The following is a 23,597-nucleotide window of genomic DNA, read 5'->3' as shown; positions in this document are numbered from 1 at the left end:
GGCCTGGAAAGGAACCTGCAAGCAGATGAAAACCTATCCCTTCAATGCGCTGCTCGGCCGGATGAAATACATCACCCGCTGGAGCCTGATGCACAACAGCCGTCCGGAAAGTCTGAGCGAACACACCGCAGACACGGCCCTGATTGCCCATATGCTGTGCCGGATTGCTCAGCGCTGTACCCACACCGGGGACGGTATCCGCCCCGACACGGTGGCTACAGCAGCATTATACCATGATGCGCCCGAAATTTTAACCGGAGATATGCCGACCCCTGTAAAATACAAAAACGACGCTCTGCGCACCGCTTACAAGGCCGTGGAAGCCGAGAGCGCCCGGGCAATGGCCGGACTGCTCCCCGAGGAGATTTCCGGCGAGACCGAGCTTTACCTGACGGGAGCCGTTCTGTCGGAGGCCGAGCGCAAGCTGCTCAAGGCGGCGGACCGGCTTTCCGCCCTGATCAAGTGCATTGAGGAATGCCAGAGCGGCAACCGGGAGTTTGAGGCGGCGCGCCGTCAGCAGGAAGCTGCCATCCATGAAATGCAGTGTCCCGAGGCCGAATATTTTATGGAGCACATGCTCCCCTGCTATACCCAGAATCTGGATGAGCTGACCCGGGGCCGTTTTTGAGTCGTTCTTTGCCCCCTCAGTCCTGGGCACGGTAAACCGCCTCGATGAGGCGGTCCACATCCTCAAAGTGGCTGAGTGTTGCGCAGGCTCTGCGCAGAGCCGCCGCCCCGCGCAGACCTCTCATGTAATGGATCGCCTGACTGCGGGCCTGCGCCATGGCAGTCCACTCCCCCTTGCGCTCACACATATCGTAGATCTGATCCCGCAGCGTCTGCATTTTCTGCCGCAGCGTGGGCGCTTTGGGAGCAGGCTGCCCCAGCAGTGCGGCGCGGATCTCCTCAAACAGCCAGGGATTGCCCAGCGCTCCCCGCCCCACCATGACGCCGTCGCAGCCGGTTTCGCGGATCATGGCAAGAGCGTCCTCCGCCGTCGTGATATCCCCGTTGCCCAGCACCGGAACCGATACTGCCTGCTTGACCGCCCGGATCACTTCCGGGCTGATAGGCGGGATATACATCTGTTCCCGGGTCCGCCCATGAACGGTGATGAGTGCGGCGCCGTTTGCCTCACACTGCTTGGCCACCTCCACGGCGGTCAGGTGTTCCCCGTCCCATCCGGCGCGCATTTTGACAGTGACCGGCGTTCCTTCCGCCGCAGCCACGGCGGCACGCACCAAGCGGCCGCACAGGTCCGGGTCAAGCATCAGCTTGCTGCCCGCCCCGCTGCCAGTGATTTTGGGGGCCGGACATCCCATGTTGATGTCCAAAATATCAAACTGCACGCCCTTTTCCCGGATGATGCGCACAGCCTCCCCCAGTGTTTCCGGCTCTGCGCCGAACAGCTGCACCGCATAGATGCCGTGGGGGTCCTTATCTCGCAGAAGGCCCACGCTCTTCTGGTCGCCGTAGGTGATTGCCTTTGCGCTTGCCATCTCGCTCACCGTGTACGCGGCGCCATGGTCCGCCATCAAATGGCGGCAGGACGCGTCGGTAAAGCCCGCCATGGGGGCAAAAACTGCTCCCGTGGGGAGTTCAAGACTGCCAATGCGTATTGTCATCCGGTTTTCTCTCCGTTTCCTGTCATGTGATTCAAAACTATTTTATTGTACCACAATACGCACACCGTGACAATTTGTGGTATACTGAAAAAAGTGTCCGTATTTTTGTTTTTACAAATTATCTGCCGGAGGTATTCTTTTTCACTTCCGTGCGATCCCTCAGAACCTTCCAACCAGAATCAGGAGGCCACATTTTATGAAACTACTTGTCCTAGACGGCAACAGCCTGGTGAACCGGGCATTTTTCGGCATCAAGGTGCTTACCACAAAGGACGGCCGTTACACCAATGCGATCTACGGCTTCCAGAATATTCTGCTCAATCTGCTGACAGCTCACAAACCCGACGCCGTCGCCATCGCATGGGATGAGAAGGCCCCCACCTTCCGCCACACCGCCTACGACGGGTACAAGGCCACCCGCCACGGTATGCCGCAGGAGCTGGCCGAGCAGATGCCGGTGCTCAAAGAGCTCTTGTCTGACCTGGGGTTTGTTCAGGTGAGCAAGGCCGGCTGGGAAGCCGACGACATTCTGGGCACGCTGGCAGCCGCCTGTGAAAAGACCGGCGGCACCACCCTGCTGGCCACCGGTGACCGGGACAGTCTGCAGCTGGTTGACGGTTCTACCACCGTGCTCCTCGCCACCAACCGGGAAACCCTGACCATGGATGAGGCAGCCATCCAGGAGAAATATGGCGTCACCCCGCCCCAGCTCATCGAGGTCAAGAGCCTGATGGGAGACGCCTCCGACAACATTCCGGGCGTTGCCGGCATCGGCGAGAAAACCGCGCTCTCTCTGGTGCAGAAGTTCGGCAGCCTGGAAAATGTCTATGCCAATATCGACGACAAGGCCATCAAGCCCAAGCAGCGGGAAAACCTGCTCAACCACCGGCAAGAGGCCGAACTCTCCCATATGCTGGGCACCATCCGGCGGGACGCCCCCATCGACACCGATCCCCAGAGCTACGTCCGTGGAGATGGCGACCCTGCGGCAGCCGCCAAGCTGCTGGCCGATCTGGAAATGCACAAACTGGTGGACCGCTGGGGGCTGAATGAGACATCCGCCGCACCGGAGACTCCTCTGCCGCAGACAGAGGCTGAGCCTCTGCCTTTCCTGGTATCAGGCCGTCTCTATCTTGCCCGCACAGCCACCAAGGACGACAGTGGGCAGTGGTATGCGGTTCGGACTCAGCCGGAGCCCGCTGTCTACTCGCTGGAGGAAAGCCGCCTCGCTGCCCTTCTCGACAGTGACGCCGAGCTCTGGGCCTTTGATGCCAAACCCCTCTATCGTCTGGCATTGGAACACGGCGGCATCGGCCGTTCCCTGCACTTTGACGGCAAGCTGGCCGCCTATCTGCTCAACCCCTCCGCCAGCCGCTATGAAGTTGCCTCGCTGGCAGCGGAGTACGGTATTGCCCCGGCCTTTGCCTGTGCGGAGTTTCCTGACGCCGCCGTGCTTGCCCCGCTGTGCGAAGCGCTGCACTCTCATCTGGAGGAACAGGGCATGCTCCGTCTGCACGACGAGATCGAGCTGCCCCTGGCCCGCGTGCTCGCCGACATGGAACGCATCGGCTTTGCGGTGGATGCCGACGGCATCCGTGCCTTCGGCGTAGAGCTGACCACCACCCTGCAGGAACTTCTGGAGCGCATTTACAGCGAGGTGGGCTACACCTTCAACCTGAACAGTCCCAAGCAGCTGGGGGAAGCCCTGTTTGAGAAGCTGGGCCTGCCGCCCCGCAAAAAGACAAAGAGCGGCTACTCCACCGACGCCGAGACACTGGAAAGCCTGCGGCCGTACAGTCCGGTCATCGACGATATCCTGCAGTACCGCACCTACCAGAAGCTGAACTCCACCTACGTGGAAGGCCTGCTCAAGGCCATAGGTCCCGACGGGCGCATCCATTCCACCTTCATCCAGACGGAAGCCCGCACCGGGCGCATCAGTTCCACCGAGCCCAACCTGCAGAACATTCCCATCCGCACCGAACTGGGCAGCCGCCTGCGCGGATTCTTTGTGGCAGCGGACGGCGCCGAACTGGTGGACGCCGACTACTCTCAGATTGAGCTGCGCATCCTGGCCCACATCACCGGTGACGAAGCCATGCAGCACGCCTTCCAGTCGGGGGCCGACATTCACCGTTCCACCGCTGCCAAGATTTACGGCATTCCCCCCGAGGCTGTGACCCATGAGCTCCGCACCTCCGCCAAGGCCATCAATTTCGGCATCATGTACGGCAAAGGGGCGTTCTCTCTCAGCCGTGACCTGAATGTACCGGTCAAGGAGGCGGAGACCTTCCTCAAGACCTACCTCAACACCTTCCCCAAGGTTGACGGCTATATGAAGGACTGCATAGCTCAGGCCAAGGAGAACGGCTACGTCTCCACTCTGTTCGGGCGACGCCGTCCGCTGCCTGAGCTGGCCAGTTCCAACTTCCAGGTCCGTTCCAGCGGGGAACGCATGGCCCGCAACACGCCCATTCAGGGTACGGCCGCCGACATCATCAAGCTGGCCATGGTCCATGTTTGGCAGAGCCTCCGGGAGGAGGGCCTAAAGGCCAGGCTGCTGCTACAGGTCCACGACGAACTGATCGTTGAGGCTCCCGAGGATGAGGTGGAGCGCGTCAAGCAGCTGCTCAAGGAAAAGATGGAGCAGGTCGTCAGCTACTCCGTCCCTCTGACTGCCGATGTGGGAACCGGCAAGACCTGGCTGGAAGCACACTGACAGACCGTAAAGCTTTTATCTTTACAGCACTGCCGCGCCGTCACGGAATTGCGGCGAACATGTAAAGTCTTATCGCTTCACACGGCATGTTGTCTGATTTTCTGTTATTGATTCACAACGCAAGATTGGTTGGTGATTTTTCCTATGTATATTCTTGGCATCGAGTCCACCTGTGATGAGACCGCCGCAGCCATTGTGCAGGATGGGCGCACATTGATTTCCAATGTGATCAGCACCAGTGTCAAAGAGCAGGCTCTGTACGGCGGCGTTGTGCCCGAAATCGCAAGCCGCCGCCACGTGGAGTACATCAGTGCCACCGTGGAGAAGGCCCTCGCCGACGCCTCCATGGAGATGAAGGACATTGACGCGGTGGCCGTCACCTTTGCCCCCGGGCTGATCGGCGCGGTGCTGGTGGGCGTCAACTTTGCCAAGGGCCTCTCCTACGCCTCCGGCAAACCGCTGGTCCCGGTACACCATCTTCGCGGGCATATCGCCGCAAACTACCTGACCCACCCTGATCTGAAGCCACCTTTCCTTTGTCTGGTTGCCAGCGGCGGGCACAGTCATATCGTTATGGTGGAGGACTGGTGCCGCTACCGCGTACTGGGCCGTACCGTCGATGATGCAGCGGGTGAGGCCTTCGACAAGGTGGCGCGCACCTTAGGCTTGCCCTATCCCGGCGGTCCCAGCGTTTCTGCCGCGGCCAAGGGCGGCAATCCTCGCGCCTATCACCTGCCGACGCCTCATGTAGAAGGAAAATACAACGTGAGTTTTTCCGGCCTCAAGACCGCCGTCATCAATGAGGTACATAACGCCGAACAGCGCGGAGAAACCATCAATGTCTCCGATATGGCGGCAAGTTTTCAGGAACGTATTGCCCAGATCCTTGCCAAAAAGCTGCTGGCTGCCGCAGCGGATACCGGCGCCAAGGTCGTCTGCCTGGCCGGCGGTGTTGCTGCCAACGGACGCCTTCGCCAACTGGTCAACGACGGCGTGCAGAAACTTGGTGCCAAAGTCTATCTGCCCGAACTGAAATACTGTGGCGACAACGGTGCCATGATCGCTGCCCAGGGATACTATGAATATCTGGACGGCAACATCGCCGATCTCACGTTGAACGGTCTGCCCACCCTCCCCATTGATTACCGTTAATCGACCTCCAGTCACCAAGAAAAGGTCAAGCCTTCCCGGATTGGGAAGGCTTTTCTTTTTGTCTGTGCACCTTTTTGCAAAGATTTTCCGAATGTCGGCGGATTACCGGCCCGCTCTCTTTCCCGCATTTTTTCTCCGGGCATCGAATACACTGGAAAAGCCCCAAAATGATAGCGGCCCGTGGTCTGGACAAGGAGGCTTCCTGCAATGAAAACCGTCATCTATCTGGATGTACTGCTGCTGGTCAATTTTCTTGCAGGCTATTTTTTGCTGATGGCCACCGGACTTTTGTTCGGCTGTGCAGCACGGCTCCCTCGAATGCTGGCTGCCTCCGCCCTGGCCGCCCTTTCCGCTCTGATTCTGTTTGTCCCGGAGCTTCCCTATCCGGTTCAGCTTCTCTATAAATTTGTGAGCGGCGGCTGCATCGTTTGGGTTGCCTTTGGCTTTCGTTCTGGGCGTCGTTTTCTGTGTGCGCTGTTCTGGTATGTCATGTTCAACCTGCTGCTTGCAGGGCTGACCTTGCTTGTCATTCTGCAGACTGGCAGTCCTTTTCTGCAGACCAACAATCTGTCAGTGTATCTGCGCATCTCCCCACTTCTGCTCCTCTTCCTGGCCGGCATCTGCTGTCTTGGTGCTGAGATTGTCATGCGAGTGCTGCCCCGGCGCGGCGAACCGCATGAATCCGTCGGTCTTGAGCTGGAGCTCTGCGGGACCAAGGTCTGTCTGCGCGCCATGCTGGATACCGGCTGCCATCTCAGCGATCCCATCACCTGTCTGCCTGTCCTGCTGGTCAGCTATCCCGACGCCGAGACTCGCCTGCCCGCCACTGTTCGGGAATTCCTTTCTGCCTGGTTCGATGGATTTCCACCTGCCGAACCCCCTGACGGACTCCGTTTCCGTGTCATTCCCTGTACAACAGCGGAGGAACGCTCCATTCTGCCCGGCTTTGCGGTGGGGCGCATCGGGTTGATTTCTTCCAGCGGAGTGATCCCCCTTGACCGCACTGCCGTAGCCTTTTCCCGTCAAAGCTTCGGCAGCGAATCCTACGAGGCCCTGTACGGTGCAGATTTTTTATAGTGTATCATTTTGCTCCATGCATTCCGCCGTCTGTCCATTCATCGGAAGGAGGCTCCCGCCATGAACATCGACCAGATCCGCTCCCAGCTGTACCGGTTCTTTCTGCAGTTGACCGGCGCTCAGACGCTTCACTACATCAACGGCCCCGACACGCTGCCGCCGCCCCTCTCTCCAGACGAAGAGCGTAAGGTCTTTGCCGAGCTTGCTGCCGGACAGCCTGGTGCCCGCGATACCCTCATTACACATAACCTTCGGCTGGTCGTGTACATTGCCAAAAAGTTTGAAAGTGCCTCGGCGGGTGTAGAGGACATGATCTCTATAGGGACCATCGGGTTGATCAAAGCCGTCAACACCTTTGAGCCGGAAAAGAACATCAAACTCGCCACCTATGCCAGCCGATGCATTGAAAATGAAATTTTGATGTATCTGCGCAAAGGTTCCAACCGCCGCCAGGACGCCAGCATCGATGAGCCTCTCAACACCGATTCCGACGGCAATGAACTGCTGTTGGTCGATGTCCTTGTAAGTGAGGATGCACAAGTTGGCGAGGAACTGGAGCGCAGTGCTGAGCGTGCGGCCCTGCGCCGTGCTGTTGAGCGTCTGGCTCCCCGGGAGCGCCAGATCATGGAGCTGCGGTTTGGGCTCGACAGCGGTGTGGAGCACACACAAAAAGAGGTTGCCGATATTATCGGCATCTCTCAAAGTTATATCTCCCGTCTGGAAAAGCGGATCATTAAACGCCTGCGCCGTGAAATGGAAGCAGCCGTCTGAGAAGCATTGCCATGTTCCGCATGAAAAAGCCTGTGAGAACGCTCAGGATTCCCACAGGCTTTTTGGTTGGGTTATCTTCCGTAAACGGCACTGGAATCCGTCACGAACTGCTGGGATACACCACCCATCAGGTTCATTTCGGCCCCCGGTGCAAAGACGGCATAATCAAAGCCGTCTCTGGTCCAGTTCATAATCGACGCCCTGCCCGGGGACTGCTGCAGTGTGACATCCACATCTCCCACCGGGTAACTGCCGAGGCTCTCATAGTCGAAGCCGGCGTATTTGTCCGGCACCTGTAAATTTCCCGTGGGGGCCACGCGGAAGGTTATGTCATCGCTGTACGCCACTGAATACTCCACCTCCGCAATTTCGCCATCCACCAGCCAGTAGCGGGTCGGCGTCAGAATATCATCGTCAGGCAGTGTATCCAGCCGAAATCCCGCCGACCGTGTATAATCCGGCCGAAGATATTCTACATGAACTTCCCGCTCCGGTTTCTTGCTCCGGCGCAAGGCATAGCTCACAGCAGCCAGTGCAATGGCCAGCCCCACCGACAATGCCACAAACACTGCCAGTAAAATGACCCAGATTGTTGTTTGCTCCATTGTTCACCCCTCCCTCTTAGCCATCCTATGCACAAAGCTCTCCCGGTGTGCGGGCGGCAAATGGAAATATTTTTCTGTCTGTTCCTTCCGCCGCGTGCCCATACTGTCTGTACAGACAGGAGGATAGGCTGAAATGTATGCAGGAAAAGTAGAAATCTGCGGGGTGAACACAGCACAGCTCCCCGTCCTGAGTGAAAAAGAAAAATGTGAACTTTTGGCCGCCGCCCGAAACGGCGACGGCAATGCAAGGCAGCAGATGATCCAGGGGAATCTGCGTCTTGTACTGAGCGTGGTTCAGAAGTTTGCCGGCCGGGGAGAGAATCTGGATGACCTCTTTCAGGTAGGCTGCATCGGGCTGATCAAGGCCATCGACCATTTTGACCCCACACTGAATGTACGGTTTTCCACCTATGGCGTTCCCATGATCGTGGGAGAGATCCGACGCTTTTTGCGGGACAACAACCCGGTCCGGGTCAGTCGTTCCATCCGGGATCTGGCCTACAAGTCCATGCAGGCGCGGGAATTGCTGCAGCAGAAAACCGGTCGGGAGCCTCACCTCAGTGAGATTGCCGAAGCGGTAGGTTCCTCCCCTGAGAGTGTAGCCATGGCACTGGAATCGGTGATCGAACCGGCCAGCCTGTATGAGTCAGCCTACTCCGATGGGGATGACTCGGTATCCATCATGGATCAGGTTAATGAGGGCAGCAATGAAGAGAGCTGGATCAGTGACATCATGTTCCGCGATACCGTCCGGGCACTGAGTCCACGGGAGAAAAAAATAATTTCGCTGCGCTATCTCTGCGGCAAAACACAGATGCAAGTAGCCCGAGAAATCGGCATCAGTCAGGCTCAGGTCAGCCGGCTGGAAAAAAACGCACTGCGGCAGATCAAGGAACAAATCTCGACCTGCTGACTCCTTTTGCTCCTCCGTAAGCCTCCGGCATGCAAAAACCGCCCCGGGAAGGAAATCTTCCCGGGGCGGTTTGCTATTTGTTTGGGTTCAGGATATCGCCAAATTGTCAGGGGGCAAAATAATTTGTCAATCGAGCAAAAATAACTTGTCAATGGAACTTGAGAACAGGATAAGAGAAATTACTCGGGGTACCCGGCCGCTTTTTCGCGTTTTGCAGTTGTAATAGGATGAAGGTAAAGAGTTTGAAGAGGTACCCGGCAGTCATTGACGCGCAAAATATTTTGCGATAATTCGCGGAAAATCACCTGCATTTCTGATAATTTCCCTCATTTCCCACCCTTTACAGAAGGGTTATGAGGAGAATCATCAGGAGAGCACTTGGAGGTTATCCGCTGCAAAAATGGTAAAAAAATAACGGAGTAATGAGAGTGAAAACTCCACATTACTCCGTATATTTTTCATATCATTGACAAATTAAATTGCCCTTTTGGACAAGATAAATTGCCCCAAAACACAAATCAGCCCTTGATAGCAGCAGCCACTTCAGCAGCGAAATCCTCGTTGCGCTTCTCCAGGCCCTCACCCTTGATATAATGGGTGTACTCGACGACCTTGATGTCGCCGCCCAGCTCCTTGGCAGTAGCAGCAACATACTTGGTAACGTCCATGCTGCCGTCCTTGATGAACGCCTGATCCATCAGGCAGTTCTCCTTGTAGAACTTGCCCAGCTTGCCGATGGCCATCTTCTCTTTGATAGCGTCGGGCTTGTTGGCAGTCTTGGGATCGTTGGCCATCTGAGCCAGAACGATCTCCTTCTCCTTGGCCAGAACGTCAGCAGGCACAGCCTCCTGGTTCAGGTAGGTGGGGTTGGCAGCAGCGATCTGCATAGCAATGTCCTTGCCGAAAGCAACGAACTCAGGCTTTGCAGCAACCTCGTCGCTGGTCTCGAACTTGACGATGACACCATGGGTGCCGCCGCCGTGGACATAAGCAGAGCAATGGCCCTCATAGCGGGCAAAACGGCGAACCTTGATGTTCTCCTTGATGACCAGAATCAGAGCCTTGAGCGCATCATCAACAGTGCCCTCGCCCATTTTGCAGGTCATCAGCGCATCCACATCAGCGGGAGCCTGCTCAGCGATAACGCCAGCCAGCTCCTTGGTGAAGTCAACGAACTTGTCGTTCTTGGCAACAAAGTCGGTCTCAGCGTTAACCTCGACCATGACAGCGCAGTTTTCAAAAGCAACGGCGTAAACCATGCCCTCAGCAGCGATACGGCCAGCCTTCTTGGAAGCAGTTGCCAGGCCCTGCTCACGCAGGATCTCAATGGCCTTGGCGAAATCGCCGTCAGCCTGGGTCAGAGCCTTCTTGCACTCCATCATGCCGCAGTCGGTCTGCTTGCGCAGTTCCATAACGTCTTTTGCAGAAATAGCCATAATTCTATTGTCCTTTCCGTTTCAAAAGTTCGCGTGACAGGTGTGGGGATTTACTCAGGCCTGAGCCTGCTCCTGAGCGGGAGCTGCCTCAGCGTCCTGGGTGCCCTGCTTGCCTTCCAGAACAGCATCAGCCATAGCGCCGGAGATCAGCTTGACAGCGCGGATAGCGTCGTCGTTGCCGGGGATGACGTAATCGATCTCATCGGGATCGCAGTTGGTATCGACGATAGCAATGATGGGGATGTTCAGCTTGCGGGCCTCAGAAACGGCAATGCGCTCCTTGTGGGGGTCAACAATGAACATGGCCTTGGGCAGACCCTTCAGGTTCTTGACGCCGCCCAGATACTTCTCCAGCTTGGCCATCTCCAGCTCGAGCTTGACAACTTCCTTCTTGGGCAGCAGATCAAAGGTGCCGTCCTCCTGCATGGTCTTGAGCTGATCCATGCGGTCGATGCGCTTGCGGATGGTGCGGAAGTTGGTCAGCATACCGCCCAGCCAGCGAGCGTTGACATAGTGCATGCCGCAGCGGGTAGCCTCATCGCGAATGGACTCCTGAGCCTGCTTCTTGGTGCCGACAAACAGGATGTCGCCGCCGGCGGCTGCGGTCTCACGAACAAAGTTGTAAGCCTCATCCAGCTTCTTAACGGTCTTCTGCAGGTCGATGATGTAGATGCCGTTGCGCTCGGTGAAGATGTACTTTGCCATCTTGGGGTTCCAGCGACGGGTCTGGTGACCGAAGTGGACGCCTGCTTCGAGAAGCTGTTTCATGGATACGACTGCCATAGTGATTTTCCTCCAAATATCATTTAGTTTTACCCTCCGCACCGCGTGATTGTTTCCTAACCCAATCGGAATTGGGCACAAAAAAACAACGCAATGCGTGTGTATTGCCGTAATATAATAGCACAAGCCCGGAGGCTTTGCAAGCATATTTTCGGCATTTTCCCGATTTTTTATGCCGTACAGGGTGCAAAACACCGATTTTTATCCCCGCCAGGCGTCACCGTCCCCCATTCAGCCAAAGAAACGTCTGGGCTGCCGGCTGCAGGTGTGCTCCGGCAGGTCCACCATGATCACATCCGCTCCCACACTTCGGATGCTCTCCCAGGGGATTTCCAGGTCCTCGTCCCGCCCCAGAAGCCCGAAACAATGGCAGCGTCCATGCAGGATCACCGACTTGATCTGCGCCGTGGCGCTGTCAAAGCCGATATCGTCCACCCGTCCCAGATTTTCCCCCGTTTTGGCCTGAATCACATCTTTTCTGCTCAGTTCCCGCAATGTCATGGTCATCACCCCCGCAGTTCTGCCGATTGCCTTCTCCTTCCATTATATGGTGCACAAAGGGATTTGTTCCCTGCGGCAGGTGACAGGACAGACAAAATGGTGTATAATGCAAAATCATACTTTGCCATTCGAGACGAACGGCCCCCTCGGGCCTGGAGGTTCCTGATTTATGTATAAAAACATCATTTTCGATCTGGGCGGCGTTGTCGTGGACTTCAACCCCAGAGATTTCCTTATGGATTATTTCATGAACAAGTCCGCTGAGGATGCCGTCTACGATCTGACCTTCGGCAGCAAGGAATGGGAGGATCTGGACCGGGGCGACATCACCCGGGCAGCGGCCAACCGTATTATGCTGGAAAACGCTGCCAGCTGCGGCCGCACCTTTGAGGTCCAAACCGTCATCGACGAGTGGGAAAAGATCCTGCGCACCAAAAAAACAACCATCAAGACCATGTGCAAGCTGAAGCTTGCCGGGTATCGGCTGTACTACCTCTCCAACATTGCCGCCGACACCATGGAAAACATCAAACAGCGGGACTTTTTTCCCCTGTTCGACGGCGGCATCGCCTCCTGTGATGTCCACGTCAACAAGCCCGATCCCAAAATCTATACCCTGCTGATGCAGAAATATCACCTTGCTTACGAGGAATCCATCTTTGTGGACGACAACAAGCAGAATGCCCAGGCGGCCTACAACTTGGGCATTACCGGCATCCTGTATAAGAACAAGAAGTCCTTTAACCGGGCGCTGGGCCTCTGCGGCATTCATCTGACCAACCGCCGCGCTCCCATGCCCGCTCCGCAGCAGGAGACAAAATCGAATTCCTGATTGCCGCCCTCAACCCCTGCTTGTCAGCCAACAGGCCGGAGACTGTAAATGCAGTCCCCGGCCTGTTTTTTTCTTGCTGTGTTTTGTTTACGCCTTTATTCCCGCCTTACAGCTGCCCATCGGTGGGGGCGTTTGTTGCCTGAGCCTGAGGTGGTTCCGGTTTTTTCCCGTTGAATACGCGGCTGAACAAAAACGGCAGATGAAGCACTCCCATCAGAATAAGCGAGTACAGCACATCCCCCCAGCCGTACGCCTGATTCTGGAAGCTGAGGTCCGGCACAAAAATCAGGCCCATGTTATTATTGAGGAAATGCATGATCACAGCGGTCCAGATGTTGCCCGTCCGGAGATAGCCGTAGGCAATGACAATTCCCAGGCAGATGCAGGTAATCTGCTGCAGCAGAATACTCTGAAGCGGCGTATCCGGCGCGTAATAGAACAGATTGAGCGGCAGGTGCCACAGTCCCCATACCACCCCCAGCAAAATCACACCCTTGCGGGTGCCGAATTTTGCCTGCATGCGGGGCTGCAGAAAATACCGCCAGCCATATTCCTCGCCGAAAAAGCAGAGGAAGCTAAGGAAAAAGTTAAGCACCACATTGAGCAGCATAATGTACGGCATGGGGGTGAGCAGATACTCCAGATAAGGGCTCTGGGTTCCCGTCAGGAAAGCAGGCAGGAAAATGCGAAGCACATACAGTCCCGCAAAAATCAGGGTGCAAAGCCATACACCGGAAATACTCCCCTTGCGCCAGCCCAGTTCGTAGGCGGCGCGTTTTTCCCGCCGGGTCGCCAACAGAATGACCCAGCCGATGAGGCTCGCAGCGATCACAGCATAGTTGGAAATACTGAGCCAGTCTGCACCGGGCATCAGCACGCTGCACAGGCAGCATACCAGCATGGCTGCCGTGACAAACAGATAGAAGCCGTAAAAACCCCGGGGAAGCATGGGGTCCTTTCGTCTCGTGACAAGGAAGGCAAGCATCACACCCGCCGCCGGATACAGCATCTGGGCCAGAGGAAATGCCGTCACATCCGCCCCTGCCGACAGGCCGAAATACATGGGAATCCCCATCAGGTACGGGCATCCGTATGCGATGGCCAGAAAGATCCAGAGTTCTTTGCGGGAAAGGGATTGATTTTTTTCATTCATGGGAATCGTCCTCCTCATCCGATGCAGTTTCTTCCTCGGCATGGTCCATCTTTGCCCGGCGTTTGCGGTACAGAGATGCCCAGAGCTGTAAAAGGCCAAAAGTCAGCAGGAAAGAACAGCCGCCGCTGAGCAAAGCCCCCGGCCAGTATCCCTGCTCGACAAAAGCGCTGCCGCCTGTAATGGCCGCAGCCGCCAGCGCGGCAAGAAGATTGATGCTCAGACTGGGTTTGCCGGTTCTGTCCCAAAGCCCGTATTTCAGGCTGGCTACCAGTTCAAATACGGCCAGAATGCACATCAGAAAGCCTTCCGCAGCATATTGCCGAAAAGGAGCTCCCATAGATGCCTGTACCACGGTAATCACCAGCATCCCCCAAAAAGCCAGCCACAAACCGTAATGCTCGATTTTGAGCATCTGAATTTCCTGCATCTCGTCCAGTTTGCTTGACTTGAAGATGGTATTCATTGTTCGGCCTCCTCTTCTTCCCAAAACAGTTCGTCCAACGTTTTGTCCAGTGCCCGACAAATGGCACGGCAAAGCCGGATTGTAGGGTTATACTCCCCTTTTTCAATGGCATGAATCGTCTGCCGTGATACCCCGACTGCCGCCGCCAGATCGCTTTGCGTCATGTCCTTTTCGGCACGCGCCGCTTTCAGCTTGAGATTCTTTGCCATGCGGTCACCTCCGTTCTGTTTTCAGAATATCACACGCACCTTGCAATGTCAACTATATATTACATTTTTATTTTTATGATTTACATTTTGTTATTTAATTCAGACTATTTAGGGATTTTATTGCAGGGACACTTTGAACTGTGCTATGATAATTGAAAAGACTCTGAATATTCAGAACAAAAGGCGGTCGAACTATGAAAGACGGTTTTCTTTCTGTCCGTGCAGCGTCGCCTGCACTGCGCGTTGCAGACTGTGATTACAATACAGAGCAGATCATTTTGCAGATGCGGGGAGCTGCCGCTGACGGCGTCAGGCTGCTGTGTCTGCCGGAGCTCTGTCTGACCGGATATACCTGCAGCGATCTGTTTTTGCAGGCTCCTCTCACACAAGGCGCCGAACAGGGGCTGCGCAAAATTCTGGAGGCCTCTGTCGGACTGGGAATGGTTCTGCTCGTGGGTCTGCCCGTGGCAATGGACGGCAAACTGTATAACTGTGCGGCCGTCCTGACCGACGGCCGCCTGTTGGGCCTTGTTCCCAAGACCTGGCTGCCAAACTACAATGAGTTTTATGAAAAGCGCCATTTTGCCGCCGGACAGCCGGAGGTAAAAGCCGTCCGCTTCGCCGATCAGGACACTCTGTTCGGCACCCGGCTGCTGTTTGCCTGCGAGGAAATGCCCAGTCTTGTTCTTGGCGTTGAAATCTGCGAGGACCTCTGGTCCCCCATTCCTCCCAGTTGCGCCCATGCCCTGGCAGGCGCCACGGTGGTGGCAAACCTTTCGGCCAGCGACGAGACCATCGGCAAGGACGCCTACCGCCGTGAACTGGTCTGCGGGCAGAGCGCCCGTCTGCTCTGCGCCTATCTCTATGCAGACGCCGGCCACGGTGAAAGTACCACCGATATGGTTTTTGCAGGGCACAATCTGATTGCGGAGAACGGCGTTCTTCTCAGCGAATCGGTTCCCTTTGGCAGCGGCCGCGCACAGACCGAACTCGACCTGGAGCGTTTGCAGCAGGAGCGCATCCGAAATTCCAGCTTTGCACCGCAGGCCGACGGGTATACCCGCGTTTCCTTCCACCTGCCTTCGGCCGAGACCACACTGACCCGGGAAATCTCTCCCGCTCCCTTTGTTCCGCAGGAGACCACCGCCCGCGCAGATCGCTGCGAGATGATCTTGCGCATTCAGGCCGAAGGTCTTGCCAAGCGCATGGAACACACCCATGCCAACTGTGCTGTGATCGGTATTTCGGGCGGTCTCGACTCCTGTCTGGCTCTTCTGGTGGCCGTGCGGGCCTGTCGGGTACTCAACTGCCCCACCGCCACCATTCATGCTCTGACCATGCCCTGCTTCGGCACCAGCAAACGCACCCGTACCAACGCCGAGATTCTGTGCGAGGCTTTGGGCGTTCGTTTTGCCGAGATCGACATCACCCGCACGGTACAGAGTCATTTTGATGACATCGGTCAGTCCCCCGACTGCTATGATATCACCTTCGAGAACTGCCAAGCCCGTGTCCGCACGCTGGAGCTGATGGACTATGCCAACAAAAACGGCGGCTTCGTCATCGGTACCGGCGATTTGAGCGAACTGGCTCTCGGCTGGGCCACTTACAACGGGGATCACATGAGTATGTACGGCGTAAATGCCGGCGTTCCCAAAACGCTGGTCCGCCATATTGTACAGTATGCCGCGGACAGTTCCGCCGACGAAAGACTGCGGGATGTTCTTCTGGATATTCTGGACACCCCCGTCAGCCCGGAACTTCTGCCTGTCGCCACGGACGGCAGTTTCAGCCAGCAGACCGAAAAGCTGGTCGGTCCTTACGAGCTGCATGACTTCTATCTGTACTACGTACTCCGCTTCGGGTTTACGCCGTCCAAAATCTTCCGTCTGGCGAAGCGGGCTTTTGATGGGCGTTACGATGCTGCCACTCTGCTGTACTGGCTGCGCAACTTCTACCGCCGCTTCTTTGCGCAGCAGTTCAAGCGCAGCTGCCTGCCCGACGGTCCCAAGGTTGGTTCCGTCACACTCTCTCCCCGTGCTGATTGGCGCATGCCCAGCGATGCCGCCAACGCTCTCTGGTTAAAGGAACTGGATGAGCTGGAAGCCAAACTGTCCAACTGCTGATCTGCAAAAAAGGCTTACGGAAACGATATCGTTTCCGTAAGCCTTTTTGTTTTTTCCGTATGGCAGCGATCCCCAGAGCACGTTTTTCATTCCGCTCCGGATCTGCTGATTACCACGCCGATTGTCTTGAACAGAAGCTTGATGTCCAGCTTGAGAGACCAGTTGTCGATATACCAGACATCCAGCCGCACGACCTCTTCAAAGTCCTTGATGTCACTGCGGCCGCTGACCTGCCACAGACCGGTAATGCCCGGTTTCATAGACAGGCGGCGTTTGTGATGGCTCTGGTAGCGTTCGTATTCGTCCATTGTCGGCGGGCGGGTTCCAACCAGACTCATCTGCCCGCGAAGCACATTCCAGAACTGAGGCAGTTCATCAATGGATGTCCGGCGAATGAATTTTCCCACCCTGGTGATCCGTGGGTCATCGTCAACCTTGAACATCAGGCCCTGCATTTCATTTTTATCCATCAGTTCTTTTTTACGCTGTTCGGCATCCTGATACATGCTGCGCAGTTTATAGATGGAAAAGACACGCCCGTTCAGTCCCACCCGCTTTTGCTTGAAAAACAAAGGGCCCTTGGATTCCAGTTTGAGCGGAATCGCCACAACAGCGATGATGGGAATTGAAATAACCAGACCCACAATGCCGCCCACAATGTCCATCAGTCGTTTGATCAGCAAATCTGTAGTCTTGTGGTTGGTGGGCGCAATGGTAACAAGCGGCACACCGTCCAGTTCCTCAATGCCGCCGCGCAGCCTGGGCCCCCACTGGTCCTTCTGCTTTTTGGGGAAGAATCGCTCCAGCGCCGGAACGTTGAGATGAATCACCAGCCCCATGCTTTCCATTTCTTCCAGGATCGGACAAAGCGATTCCCCTGTGGCATAGGGAAGATTGACATACACTTCATCCAGGGATTCCCGGCGAATCCACTCCATAAAGCCGTCAAACCCGGCCCGTACCGGAACCGACTCAATAGCCTCAGGCACCTCAACCCCCTCATCCACCAGAGCCACCCCTACAATACGAATGCTCCAGTCCGACTTCAGTTCCCGAATGAAGCTGGAAGCCCGGTCCTGCGTTGTCACAACGCCCACAAGGGATGCCATACTGCCTTTGTAAAACGTGCGGTTCAAATAATGCTTGAGGCAGCAGCGAACAACAAACAGCATTACCAGATTGACCGAAAGCAGTCCCACATAAAGATAGCGGGACTCCAGAAGGGGCGCCTTTGTAATCAGCAGGAATACGGCCAGAATCGCCGCCAGCAGGGCATCTACCCGCAGGCAATCTCCAAATTCGGCCGGGACACTGCGCCGCGTAATATTCTGCGCGCTTTCGGAAATGAGGAAAACCAGCAGAAACGCCAGCAGCAAGATCAGTACAAATTGAAAGATATCTTCCCCGGAGTATTCCAGAATCACGCCCAGCACCCGATCCAGAAACAGCCATGAGACCAGTGTGCTGACCGCCAAGCTAAGCAAATCCACTGCAAACACCATGGTGTATTGCAGTTTCTCGCGTTTTTCCATTGTTTAACAATCTCCCCTGTATCAAAGCCATACCTGCTGTACCGAAAGTTTCCGGACAGCACACAGCCATAACAGACCATGATTTTGTATATCATACCACGATCATACCACAAATGGCAATCTTTGCAGACCGTCTGCTGTTTTTTTATTGTTTCGGCTGTACGTTCCAGTTATCGCACCGTCTCATTTTGAATTCGCATTGCCAGAGAATCCGCCGGCAGTAAATCATCCATACTGCTTTCCACCAAGGTAAAAACCACGGTATTGCAAAAAGAGAAGAGCGCCAGAACCAACGTTCTGACGCTCTTTTTCTTTGGTGGAGATGAGGGGGATCGAACCCCTTACCTCTTGAATGCCATTCAAGCGCTCTCCCAGGTGAGCTACACCCCCAAGTTTTCTGTCGTGGGGAGGTCTGTCTCCCGGCGACATGTGTTATTATAGCAAAGCACCTCTTCAAAGTCAACACTTTTTTTGATATTTTTTGGATTTTTTCAAAAAAACTTTTTCGGCCTTATGTATTTACCGTCAATTCGTCGTTTTTTGGATCGTATTCCCGTTTCGTTTTTTGCTTTTTTCTCTGATAGGCTTCCTTGCAGCGCTTCTTCTGATCAAAATCGTTTGCAATTTTGTTTGTTTTTCTTACATTTATTTTTAGAATGTCGCTCGTTGCGGATATTTGGTTAAACCTTATCACAGCAAAAGGCAGAGCTTTTTTCAAAGCTCTGCCTTTTCAAATACAAATTTACTGCTGCGGAGAAGCTGCCTTATTAAGGCTGCCTGCATGAAGTCGGTTTGCGATATGTCTGGTCGTCCAGTTGTATGCAGGAATAAGGAAGATGCAGGCAGCAATCCAGGCGGCAGGGTTTGCCAGTGTCGCGCCAAAGAATCCCAGCATCGGCACAAGGATCAGCGCCACGCCGGTGCGCGCGATCATCTCCGCCACGCCGGCCATCATGGCAACGCTGGAATACCCCAGGCCCTGAATCACATAGCGCCAAATGATCAGCGCCCCCAGGGGGAAGAAGAACAAACTGTTCCAAAGCAGATATTGCTGTGCAAGGGCCACAATCTCAAGCTCTGTGGCAGTATCAATAAACAGACCGATGATCGCCACATCAAAGAAGTGCAGCAGAACCAGAGAGCCCACCGCATACACGGCAACGATCCCCAACGCGCACCGCACACCGCTGCGCACCCGATCCAGACGGGAAGCTCCCAGATTCTGCCCGGCATACGTTGCCATTGCTGTGCCGATGCTTTCCGGCGGAACCGTCAGCAAATTGCTTGTCTTGCTTGCCGCAGTGACTGCTGCAACAACGGTACTGCCCAGTACATTCACCGCCCACTGCATCACAACGGAGCCAATGGCCGTTATGCTGCACTGCAGGCCCATGGGCAAACCCATATACAAAAGTCGATTGCAGGCTTTTGCATCCACCTTTGCCTCATTTCCCTGCATCGCCAGCACATCAAAGCGCTTGCAGAGATAAATCAGGCTGGCAATTCCCGAAATAGCCTGGGAAAGATCCGTCGCAAGGGCTGCTCCCAGAACACCGGCGTCCAGCAGTAAAATAAAAGCCAGATCCAGACCGATATTCAGAAAGCTGGTAACAACCAGAAAAAACAATGGGGTTTTGCTGTCACCCAAAGCCCGCATAATGCAGGAAACCATATTATAGAGAAACACAAAGGGAATTCCGGCAAAAATCCATCCGATGTAAATCGCCGCGTCGTCAATGATGTCCGCCGGTGTCTGCATCAACTGCAGAATGGGCCGCGTGAGCAAAACCGTTGCCGCCGTCAGTATAACTGCTCCCGCCAGAGAAAGCCACGCCGAGTTAGCTACATACCGGCGCATATCGCTGTAACTGCGCGCCCCAAAGTATTGCGCGATGGGAATGGCAAAGCCGTTGCAGATACCGATTACAAACCCGAGAATCATATAGTTGATGGAGCCTGTGGAGCCAACCGCTGCCAGCGCATCGACGCCCACAAACCGGCCGACAATGATGGTATCAGCCAGATTATAAAACTGCTGGAACAGATTTCCCAGAACCAGCGGAAACGAAAACCACAAAATCACTTTGAGCGGATTCCCGCTCGTCAGATCCTTCGTCATAGCTATCCCCTCTTGCCAAACTTTCCATATGGCCAATTTTGCCGTACCGTCACTCAAAACAGCAGCTGATATTCCCTATGTACACAGCATAACTGCATGAAAGCTTTACTAATATATTACAATGCTCCTGTCAAAATCAAGCCGTAGCGATGGCAATTTGTTTTGCGATTTCTACAATTATTTTATGACATTTGCCGATGCCTGCTCAGATCGGCCTTGCCTCATCTGTATTTCCAAAATTTCAGGCCGGAATTTTCCTGATTTCTCATCAAAATCATGACAGTTCCCTGGCTTTTTTGATTTGGAGGCCCGGTCCCGGCAAAACGTTATATATTTCAGGCAGTACCGGTCCGGATTCCGCCGAGTGCATAAAAAAGCGCCGGAGTAAAGCGAACTTTACTCCGGCGTGGTGCCGCTAACCGGGGTCGAACCGGTACGGAATCTCTTCCGAGAGATTTTAAGTCTCTTGTGTCTGCCTATTCCACCATAGCGGCGCGTAACTGCGTGTATTATTTTACAACAGCCGCCTGCCGTTGTCAAACCGCATGTGCTAGGCAAATTCAAAGGATTATGATACAATATTTTATCATGCCGTTTAGACCCCGCTGCATGAATCATTCTATGTACAAGGAGGCGGCTGCGCTTGATGACCAGGTTTTCGGCACACAGAAAAACCGCGCTTTTTCTCACGGGAGGTCTGCTGGGTGTGCTTGTATTTTTTCTGGTATACGGTGCTGGCCCGCTGGATGTGACCAACGACGCGTTCTGCCGCGGCGGATACATCGAAAAGGACATCCAGCAGCATTATGCAGGCTGGCTGTTCTACCGGCAAAGCGATTTGGGATTTCCATTCTGCCTTACCCAAGACCTCAACTACCCGGACGGGATCAGCATCGCCTACACCGACTCTGTACCTCTGTTTGCCGCGCTGTTTCGCATTCTTTCGCCGCTGCTTCCGGATACCTTCCAGTATTTCGGGCTGTTCACGCTAATGTGCTTTTTTATGCAGGGCGCCTTCGGTGCCTTGCTGGCGGGCTGCTTTGCCCGCGGTGTCCTTCTGCCGGTTCTGGGCGATATCCTGTTCGTCTCCAGCCCTGTGCTGTTTGAGCGTGCCTTTCGCCATACCGCCCTGGGGGCACAGTTTCTCATTCTGGCCGCTCTCTACTGTTATTTTGAATGCCGACGGCATGACCGAATGCCCAGCATTGGTCTGTTTGTGCTGAATATAGCCGCCATCACCATCCATCCCTATTTTCTGCCTATGACCTACGCCATAACGCTGGCACTGCTGGCAGAGTATGCGGTTACCCGGCGGCGTTTTGCCGTGCCCGCCCTCTACCTTTTCGCCGACCTTGCGGCAACCCTCGCTGCCGGGTGGGCTTTCGGGCTTTTCTATGGGAACGCCTCCGGCGGAAGCGAGGCATTGTACGGTTACTTTGGTCTGAACCTCAACGCGCTGTGGAATCCCGTCGGGGTGGGCGGCGTACAGTGGAGCCGCCTGCTGCCGGTACAGAATCAGGTCGGCGGCAATTACGATGCCTTCGCCTATCTGGGCCTGGGAGTTCTCATTGCGCTTCCTCTGGCAGCCGTGGTCCTGCTGGTGCAGCGCAGACTTCATTTGGCAGGCCTGCTGCGGCGTCACTGGATGCTTGCGGCTGTCTGCCTGATTCTAAGTGTCTTTGCTGTCAGCAATGTTGTCACGGCCAACGGCGCCACCCTGCTGACCGTTCCCCTGCCCGCAAAGCTTCTTTCCCTCTGTTCCATCTTCCGCTCCAGCGGCCGCCTTTTCTGGCCTGTCTACTATCTGCTCATCCTTGCCGCCTTCGCTTTTGCTCTTCGCGCAGTGCCCCAAAAAGCCGGTCGGCTTGCTCCCGCCCTACTGCTCGCAATCCTTTGTGCTGTTCAGGTCTGGGACATTTCCCCCGGACTGATCCAGCGCAGTGATGCCATGAAAGAGACACAGAGCTCGGAGGCTTTTCCCGGCGGCCTCAACAGCAGTTTCTGGCAGCAGGCCCAGTCCCTTTATACGCACATTTTCTCTCTTGACGGCATACAGGACGATGCCCTTCACCTTGCCCTTTACGCTGCCGATCACGACATGACGACCAACGATCCCTTTGCCGCCCGCTATGACGCCGAGTCCCTGGCTGCCGCACGCAGCGATGCGCTGACCGCTCTGTCCCGCGGAGAGGCTGACCCCGACACGCTCTATCTCTTCCACGACGAAACCGTCTTTTTGAAATATGCCGATGCCGCCCCCGACGACTCCTGGTGCGGTGAGGTTTCCTCCGCCGACGGATCCTGCCATTGGTATGTCATCGCCCCCGGAATGCAGTCCTTTACAGGGGATGATCTCTGCACTCCCTTTGACGAAAACTATCCCCTTCGCCTGGCCGACTACACCGACCAGCTCTGGAACAGGGGCGTTCTGGACAGCGACAAAAAGACCGTCTGTTTTGCAGACGCCCCCTTCACCCGCTCCCGGCTGGAAAATGCCTCAACCATCTGTGCCGACGGCAAAACCTATGCCATCCTGAATTTTGACGACAGCGATCCCGGCTGGCTGATGCTGACGCTGGACATTCCCGATGCCACCGTGCTGTGGGATAAAGAACTGGAGACGATTTCATGAAAGAGATTCGCGTAAAAAGTCTGCTTCCCGTCCGTCTGGACAAATACCTGTCCGAGCAGTATCCGGTGCTGGGAATTGGGCGGCTGAACAAGGCTTTGCGGGAAAACAAGATCAAGCTCAACGGCAAAAAACAACCGCTCTCTACCCGGGTGCAAAACGGCGATGTGATCCGCCTTTATCTGACCGACGAACAGCTGGGCGAAGCGCCTGCAAACGGCCCCGCCTTTCTTGCCCTGCGCCCCGCCGAGCTGATCTACGAAAACGACGACCTGATCGTGGCAAACAAGCCTGCCGGTATCCCCGTGGAAGGCCCTGACGCCGATACCCTCTTCGGTCGCGTATGCAAAGCACTGTATGAAGCCGGACACTGGGACGCCCGCAAGCCGCCGCGCCTTTGCCATCGGCTGGATACCGGCACCAGCGGCCTGGTGCTCCTTGCCAAAACGCCCCAGGCGGAAGAGTTCATCACCGATGCAATCCGCAAGCGCAGCATCCGCAAACGGTATCTCTGCGTGACCTTCGGCCGTCCTGAGCCCGCCGAGGCCACCCTGCAGGACTACCTGCTCAAGGATGCCGAGACCGGCACGGTCCGCGTCCTGAAATCCGCCCGCCCCGGCGCCAAAGAGATCATTACCAGGTATGAAACACTGGCCGTCAGCGGACGGCTGGCTCTGCTCCGCGTGGAGCTGGTCACCGGACGCACCCATCAGATCCGGGCGCATCTGGCCAGCATCGGCTGCCCCATTCTGGGTGACTCCAAGTACGGCAACAATGCCGCCAACCGGGAGCTGAAACTCAAATATCAGGCCCTGTGTGCCTGGGAGCTGGCCTTCCCCTCCCAGATTCAGGACCCCGCCTTCCAGTCTCTGGTCGGCAAAAGCTTTCACGCACCGAAGCCCTGGTACTATCAGCAGGTACTGGACGGCGTGCTGAAATAAGTTTACCCCCT

At 55.6% G+C, this 23,597-nt stretch carries 21 protein-coding genes and 2 tRNA genes; 10 read left to right on the top strand and 13 right to left on the bottom strand.

Annotation, left to right across the window (positions count from 1 at the left end; all coding sequences use genetic code 11):
- Nucleotides 1–25 precede the first annotated feature (25 nt).
- Complete coding sequence (gene yfbR, locus INF35_RS01150) at nt 26–628, top strand: 5'-deoxynucleotidase (protein ID WP_193499753.1); 603 nt, start codon at nt 26–28, stop codon at nt 626–628.
- 16 nt (nt 629–644) lie between these two features.
- On the opposite strand, the gene dusB is transcribed toward yfbR, so the two are convergent.
- Nucleotides 645–1,625: a tRNA dihydrouridine synthase DusB gene (gene dusB, locus INF35_RS01145; RefSeq protein WP_193499752.1), complete on the bottom strand. Its 981-nt coding sequence runs from the start codon at nt 1,623–1,625 to the stop codon at nt 645–647.
- A 196-nt stretch (nt 1,626–1,821) separates the two neighbouring features.
- Between dusB and polA the strand changes: the two genes are divergently transcribed.
- The 4 genes from polA (at nt 1,822) to sigK (ending at nt 7,344) form a co-directional block, all read left to right on the top strand.
- Entirely contained in the window at nt 1,822–4,344 is a 2,523-nt protein-coding gene (gene polA, locus INF35_RS01140; RefSeq protein WP_193499751.1) for a DNA polymerase I, read from the top strand.
- Nucleotides 4,345–4,488: 144 nt separating this feature from the next.
- Complete coding sequence (gene tsaD, locus INF35_RS01135; RefSeq protein WP_193499750.1) at nt 4,489–5,496, top strand: tRNA (adenosine(37)-N6)-threonylcarbamoyltransferase complex transferase subunit TsaD; 1,008 nt, start codon at nt 4,489–4,491, stop codon at nt 5,494–5,496.
- 207 nt (nt 5,497–5,703) lie between these two features.
- Nucleotides 5,704–6,573, top strand: coding sequence for a sigma-E processing peptidase SpoIIGA (locus INF35_RS01130; protein WP_193499749.1), 870 nt, complete (start codon nt 5,704–5,706; stop codon nt 6,571–6,573).
- Nucleotides 6,574–6,633: 60 nt separating this feature from the next.
- Nucleotides 6,634–7,344 (top strand): RNA polymerase sporulation sigma factor SigK, encoded by a 711-nt coding sequence (gene sigK, locus INF35_RS01125; protein ID WP_193499748.1) that lies wholly within the window; start codon nt 6,634–6,636, stop codon nt 7,342–7,344.
- Between the two features lie 71 nt (nt 7,345–7,415).
- Here sigK and INF35_RS01120 read toward each other — a convergent pair whose 3' ends face one another.
- Nucleotides 7,416–7,949: a hypothetical protein gene (locus tag INF35_RS01120; RefSeq protein ID WP_193499747.1), complete on the bottom strand. Its 534-nt coding sequence runs from the start codon at nt 7,947–7,949 to the stop codon at nt 7,416–7,418.
- A gap of 133 nt (nt 7,950–8,082) precedes the next feature.
- On the opposite strand from INF35_RS01120, the gene INF35_RS01115 reads away from it, so the two are divergent.
- Nucleotides 8,083–8,862, top strand: a complete 780-nt coding sequence (locus INF35_RS01115; protein WP_193499746.1) for a SigB/SigF/SigG family RNA polymerase sigma factor — start codon at nt 8,083–8,085, stop codon at nt 8,860–8,862.
- Nucleotides 8,863–9,380: 518 nt separating this feature from the next.
- Here INF35_RS01115 and tsf read toward each other — a convergent pair.
- The 3 genes from tsf to INF35_RS01100 all read right to left on the bottom strand — a co-directional run bounded on the left by tsf (nt 9,381) and on the right by INF35_RS01100 (nt 11,582).
- Nucleotides 9,381–10,298, bottom strand: coding sequence for a translation elongation factor Ts (tsf, locus tag INF35_RS01110; RefSeq protein WP_193499745.1), 918 nt, complete (start codon nt 10,296–10,298; stop codon nt 9,381–9,383).
- A 54-nt stretch (nt 10,299–10,352) separates the two neighbouring features.
- On the bottom strand, nt 10,353–11,081 hold the full coding sequence (gene rpsB, locus INF35_RS01105; protein ID WP_193499744.1) for a 30S ribosomal protein S2: 729 nt from the start codon (nt 11,079–11,081) through the stop codon (nt 10,353–10,355).
- 231 nt (nt 11,082–11,312) lie between these two features.
- Nucleotides 11,313–11,582, bottom strand: coding sequence for a YlmC/YmxH family sporulation protein (locus INF35_RS01100; RefSeq protein WP_193499743.1), 270 nt, complete (start codon nt 11,580–11,582; stop codon nt 11,313–11,315).
- A 169-nt stretch (nt 11,583–11,751) separates the two neighbouring features.
- Here INF35_RS01100 and INF35_RS01095 point away from each other — a divergent pair, with 169 nt between their 5' ends.
- On the top strand, nt 11,752–12,414 hold the full coding sequence (locus tag INF35_RS01095; protein WP_193499742.1) for an HAD family hydrolase: 663 nt from the start codon (nt 11,752–11,754) through the stop codon (nt 12,412–12,414).
- 106 nt (nt 12,415–12,520) lie between these two features.
- On the opposite strand, the gene INF35_RS01090 is transcribed toward INF35_RS01095, so the two are convergent.
- The 3 genes from INF35_RS01090 to INF35_RS01080 are packed head-to-tail and all read right to left on the bottom strand — an operon-like array spanning nt 12,521 to nt 14,239.
- Nucleotides 12,521–13,567, bottom strand: a complete 1,047-nt coding sequence (locus INF35_RS01090) for a CPBP family intramembrane glutamic endopeptidase (RefSeq protein WP_193499741.1) — start codon at nt 13,565–13,567, stop codon at nt 12,521–12,523.
- Nucleotides 13,560–14,030: a hypothetical protein gene (locus INF35_RS01085; protein WP_193499740.1), complete on the bottom strand. Its 471-nt coding sequence runs from the start codon at nt 14,028–14,030 to the stop codon at nt 13,560–13,562. The genes INF35_RS01090 and INF35_RS01085 overlap by 8 nt, the downstream gene beginning before the upstream one ends.
- Complete coding sequence (locus INF35_RS01080) at nt 14,027–14,239, bottom strand: helix-turn-helix transcriptional regulator (RefSeq protein ID WP_193499739.1); 213 nt, start codon at nt 14,237–14,239, stop codon at nt 14,027–14,029. Before INF35_RS01080 ends, INF35_RS01085 begins: the two co-directional genes overlap by 4 nt.
- Nucleotides 14,240–14,433: 194 nt before the next feature.
- Here INF35_RS01080 and INF35_RS01075 point away from each other — a divergent pair, with 194 nt between their 5' ends.
- Nucleotides 14,434–16,365, top strand: coding sequence for an NAD(+) synthase (locus INF35_RS01075; RefSeq protein WP_193499738.1), 1,932 nt, complete (start codon nt 14,434–14,436; stop codon nt 16,363–16,365).
- 86 nt (nt 16,366–16,451) lie between these two features.
- On the opposite strand, the gene INF35_RS01070 is transcribed toward INF35_RS01075, so the two are convergent.
- From INF35_RS01070 to INF35_RS01050, 5 genes are all read right to left on the bottom strand, one after another.
- Entirely contained in the window at nt 16,452–17,897 is a 1,446-nt protein-coding gene (locus INF35_RS01070; protein ID WP_235983073.1) for a sugar transferase, read from the bottom strand.
- A gap of 314 nt (nt 17,898–18,211) precedes the next feature.
- A tRNA-Ala gene (locus tag INF35_RS01065) sits at nt 18,212–18,287 on the bottom strand.
- A gap of 121 nt (nt 18,288–18,408) precedes the next feature.
- Complete coding sequence (locus tag INF35_RS01060) at nt 18,409–18,615, bottom strand: hypothetical protein (protein WP_193499737.1); 207 nt, start codon at nt 18,613–18,615, stop codon at nt 18,409–18,411.
- Between the two features lie 24 nt (nt 18,616–18,639).
- Nucleotides 18,640–20,016, bottom strand: coding sequence for an MATE family efflux transporter (locus INF35_RS01055; RefSeq protein ID WP_193499736.1), 1,377 nt, complete (start codon nt 20,014–20,016; stop codon nt 18,640–18,642).
- Nucleotides 20,017–20,423: 407 nt separating this feature from the next.
- A tRNA-Leu gene (locus INF35_RS01050) sits at nt 20,424–20,510 on the bottom strand.
- Between the two features lie 212 nt (nt 20,511–20,722).
- On the opposite strand from INF35_RS01050, the gene INF35_RS01045 reads away from it, so the two are divergent.
- Together INF35_RS01045 and INF35_RS01040 are read left to right on the top strand one after the other, a co-directional pair.
- Entirely contained in the window at nt 20,723–22,648 is a 1,926-nt protein-coding gene (locus tag INF35_RS01045) for a DUF6311 domain-containing protein (protein WP_193499735.1), read from the top strand.
- Nucleotides 22,645–23,586 carry an RluA family pseudouridine synthase gene (locus tag INF35_RS01040; protein ID WP_193499734.1) on the top strand — a complete coding sequence of 314 codons (942 nt, stop codon included), beginning with the start codon at nt 22,645–22,647 and terminating at the stop codon, nt 23,584–23,586. Before INF35_RS01045 ends, INF35_RS01040 begins: the two co-directional genes overlap by 4 nt.
- The last annotated feature ends 11 nt before the right edge of the window (nt 23,587–23,597 follow it).

Source organism: Gemmiger gallinarum (genome assembly GCF_014982805.1).
In the GTDB taxonomy this organism is placed as follows: Bacteria; Bacillota; Clostridia; order Oscillospirales; family Ruminococcaceae; genus Gemmiger; species Gemmiger gallinarum.
This window is presented reverse-complemented; position numbering and strand designations above follow the sequence as displayed.

Coding starts and splice junctions, on each gene's coding strand:
- INF35_RS01090 (WP_193499741.1), bottom strand. CDS start 13,567: ATGAATGAAAAAAATCAATCCCTTTCCCGCAAAGAACTCTGGATCTTT.
- tsaD (WP_193499750.1), top strand. CDS start 4,489: ATGTATATTCTTGGCATCGAGTCCACCTGTGATGAGACCGCCGCAGCC.
- INF35_RS01080 (WP_193499739.1), bottom strand. CDS start 14,239: ATGGCAAAGAATCTCAAGCTGAAAGCGGCGCGTGCCGAAAAGGACATG.
- polA (WP_193499751.1), top strand. CDS start 1,822: ATGAAACTACTTGTCCTAGACGGCAACAGCCTGGTGAACCGGGCATTT.
- INF35_RS01130 (WP_193499749.1), top strand. CDS start 5,704: ATGAAAACCGTCATCTATCTGGATGTACTGCTGCTGGTCAATTTTCTT.
- INF35_RS01115 (WP_193499746.1), top strand. CDS start 8,083: ATGTATGCAGGAAAAGTAGAAATCTGCGGGGTGAACACAGCACAGCTC.
- INF35_RS01095 (WP_193499742.1), top strand. CDS start 11,752: ATGTATAAAAACATCATTTTCGATCTGGGCGGCGTTGTCGTGGACTTC.
- INF35_RS01085 (WP_193499740.1), bottom strand. CDS start 14,030: ATGAATACCATCTTCAAGTCAAGCAAACTGGACGAGATGCAGGAAATT.
- rpsB (WP_193499744.1), bottom strand. CDS start 11,081: ATGGCAGTCGTATCCATGAAACAGCTTCTCGAAGCAGGCGTCCACTTC.
- INF35_RS01120 (WP_193499747.1), bottom strand. CDS start 7,949: ATGGAGCAAACAACAATCTGGGTCATTTTACTGGCAGTGTTTGTGGCA.
- yfbR (WP_193499753.1), top strand. CDS start 26: ATGAAAACCTATCCCTTCAATGCGCTGCTCGGCCGGATGAAATACATC.
- INF35_RS01055 (WP_193499736.1), bottom strand. CDS start 20,016: ATGACGAAGGATCTGACGAGCGGGAATCCGCTCAAAGTGATTTTGTGG.
- sigK (WP_193499748.1), top strand. CDS start 6,634: ATGAACATCGACCAGATCCGCTCCCAGCTGTACCGGTTCTTTCTGCAG.
- INF35_RS01040 (WP_193499734.1), top strand. CDS start 22,645: ATGAAAGAGATTCGCGTAAAAAGTCTGCTTCCCGTCCGTCTGGACAAA.
- INF35_RS01075 (WP_193499738.1), top strand. CDS start 14,434: ATGAAAGACGGTTTTCTTTCTGTCCGTGCAGCGTCGCCTGCACTGCGC.
- INF35_RS01100 (WP_193499743.1), bottom strand. CDS start 11,582: ATGACATTGCGGGAACTGAGCAGAAAAGATGTGATTCAGGCCAAAACG.
- INF35_RS01070 (WP_235983073.1), bottom strand. CDS start 17,897: ATGGAAAAACGCGAGAAACTGCAATACACCATGGTGTTTGCAGTGGAT.
- dusB (WP_193499752.1), bottom strand. CDS start 1,625: ATGACAATACGCATTGGCAGTCTTGAACTCCCCACGGGAGCAGTTTTT.
- tsf (WP_193499745.1), bottom strand. CDS start 10,298: ATGGCTATTTCTGCAAAAGACGTTATGGAACTGCGCAAGCAGACCGAC.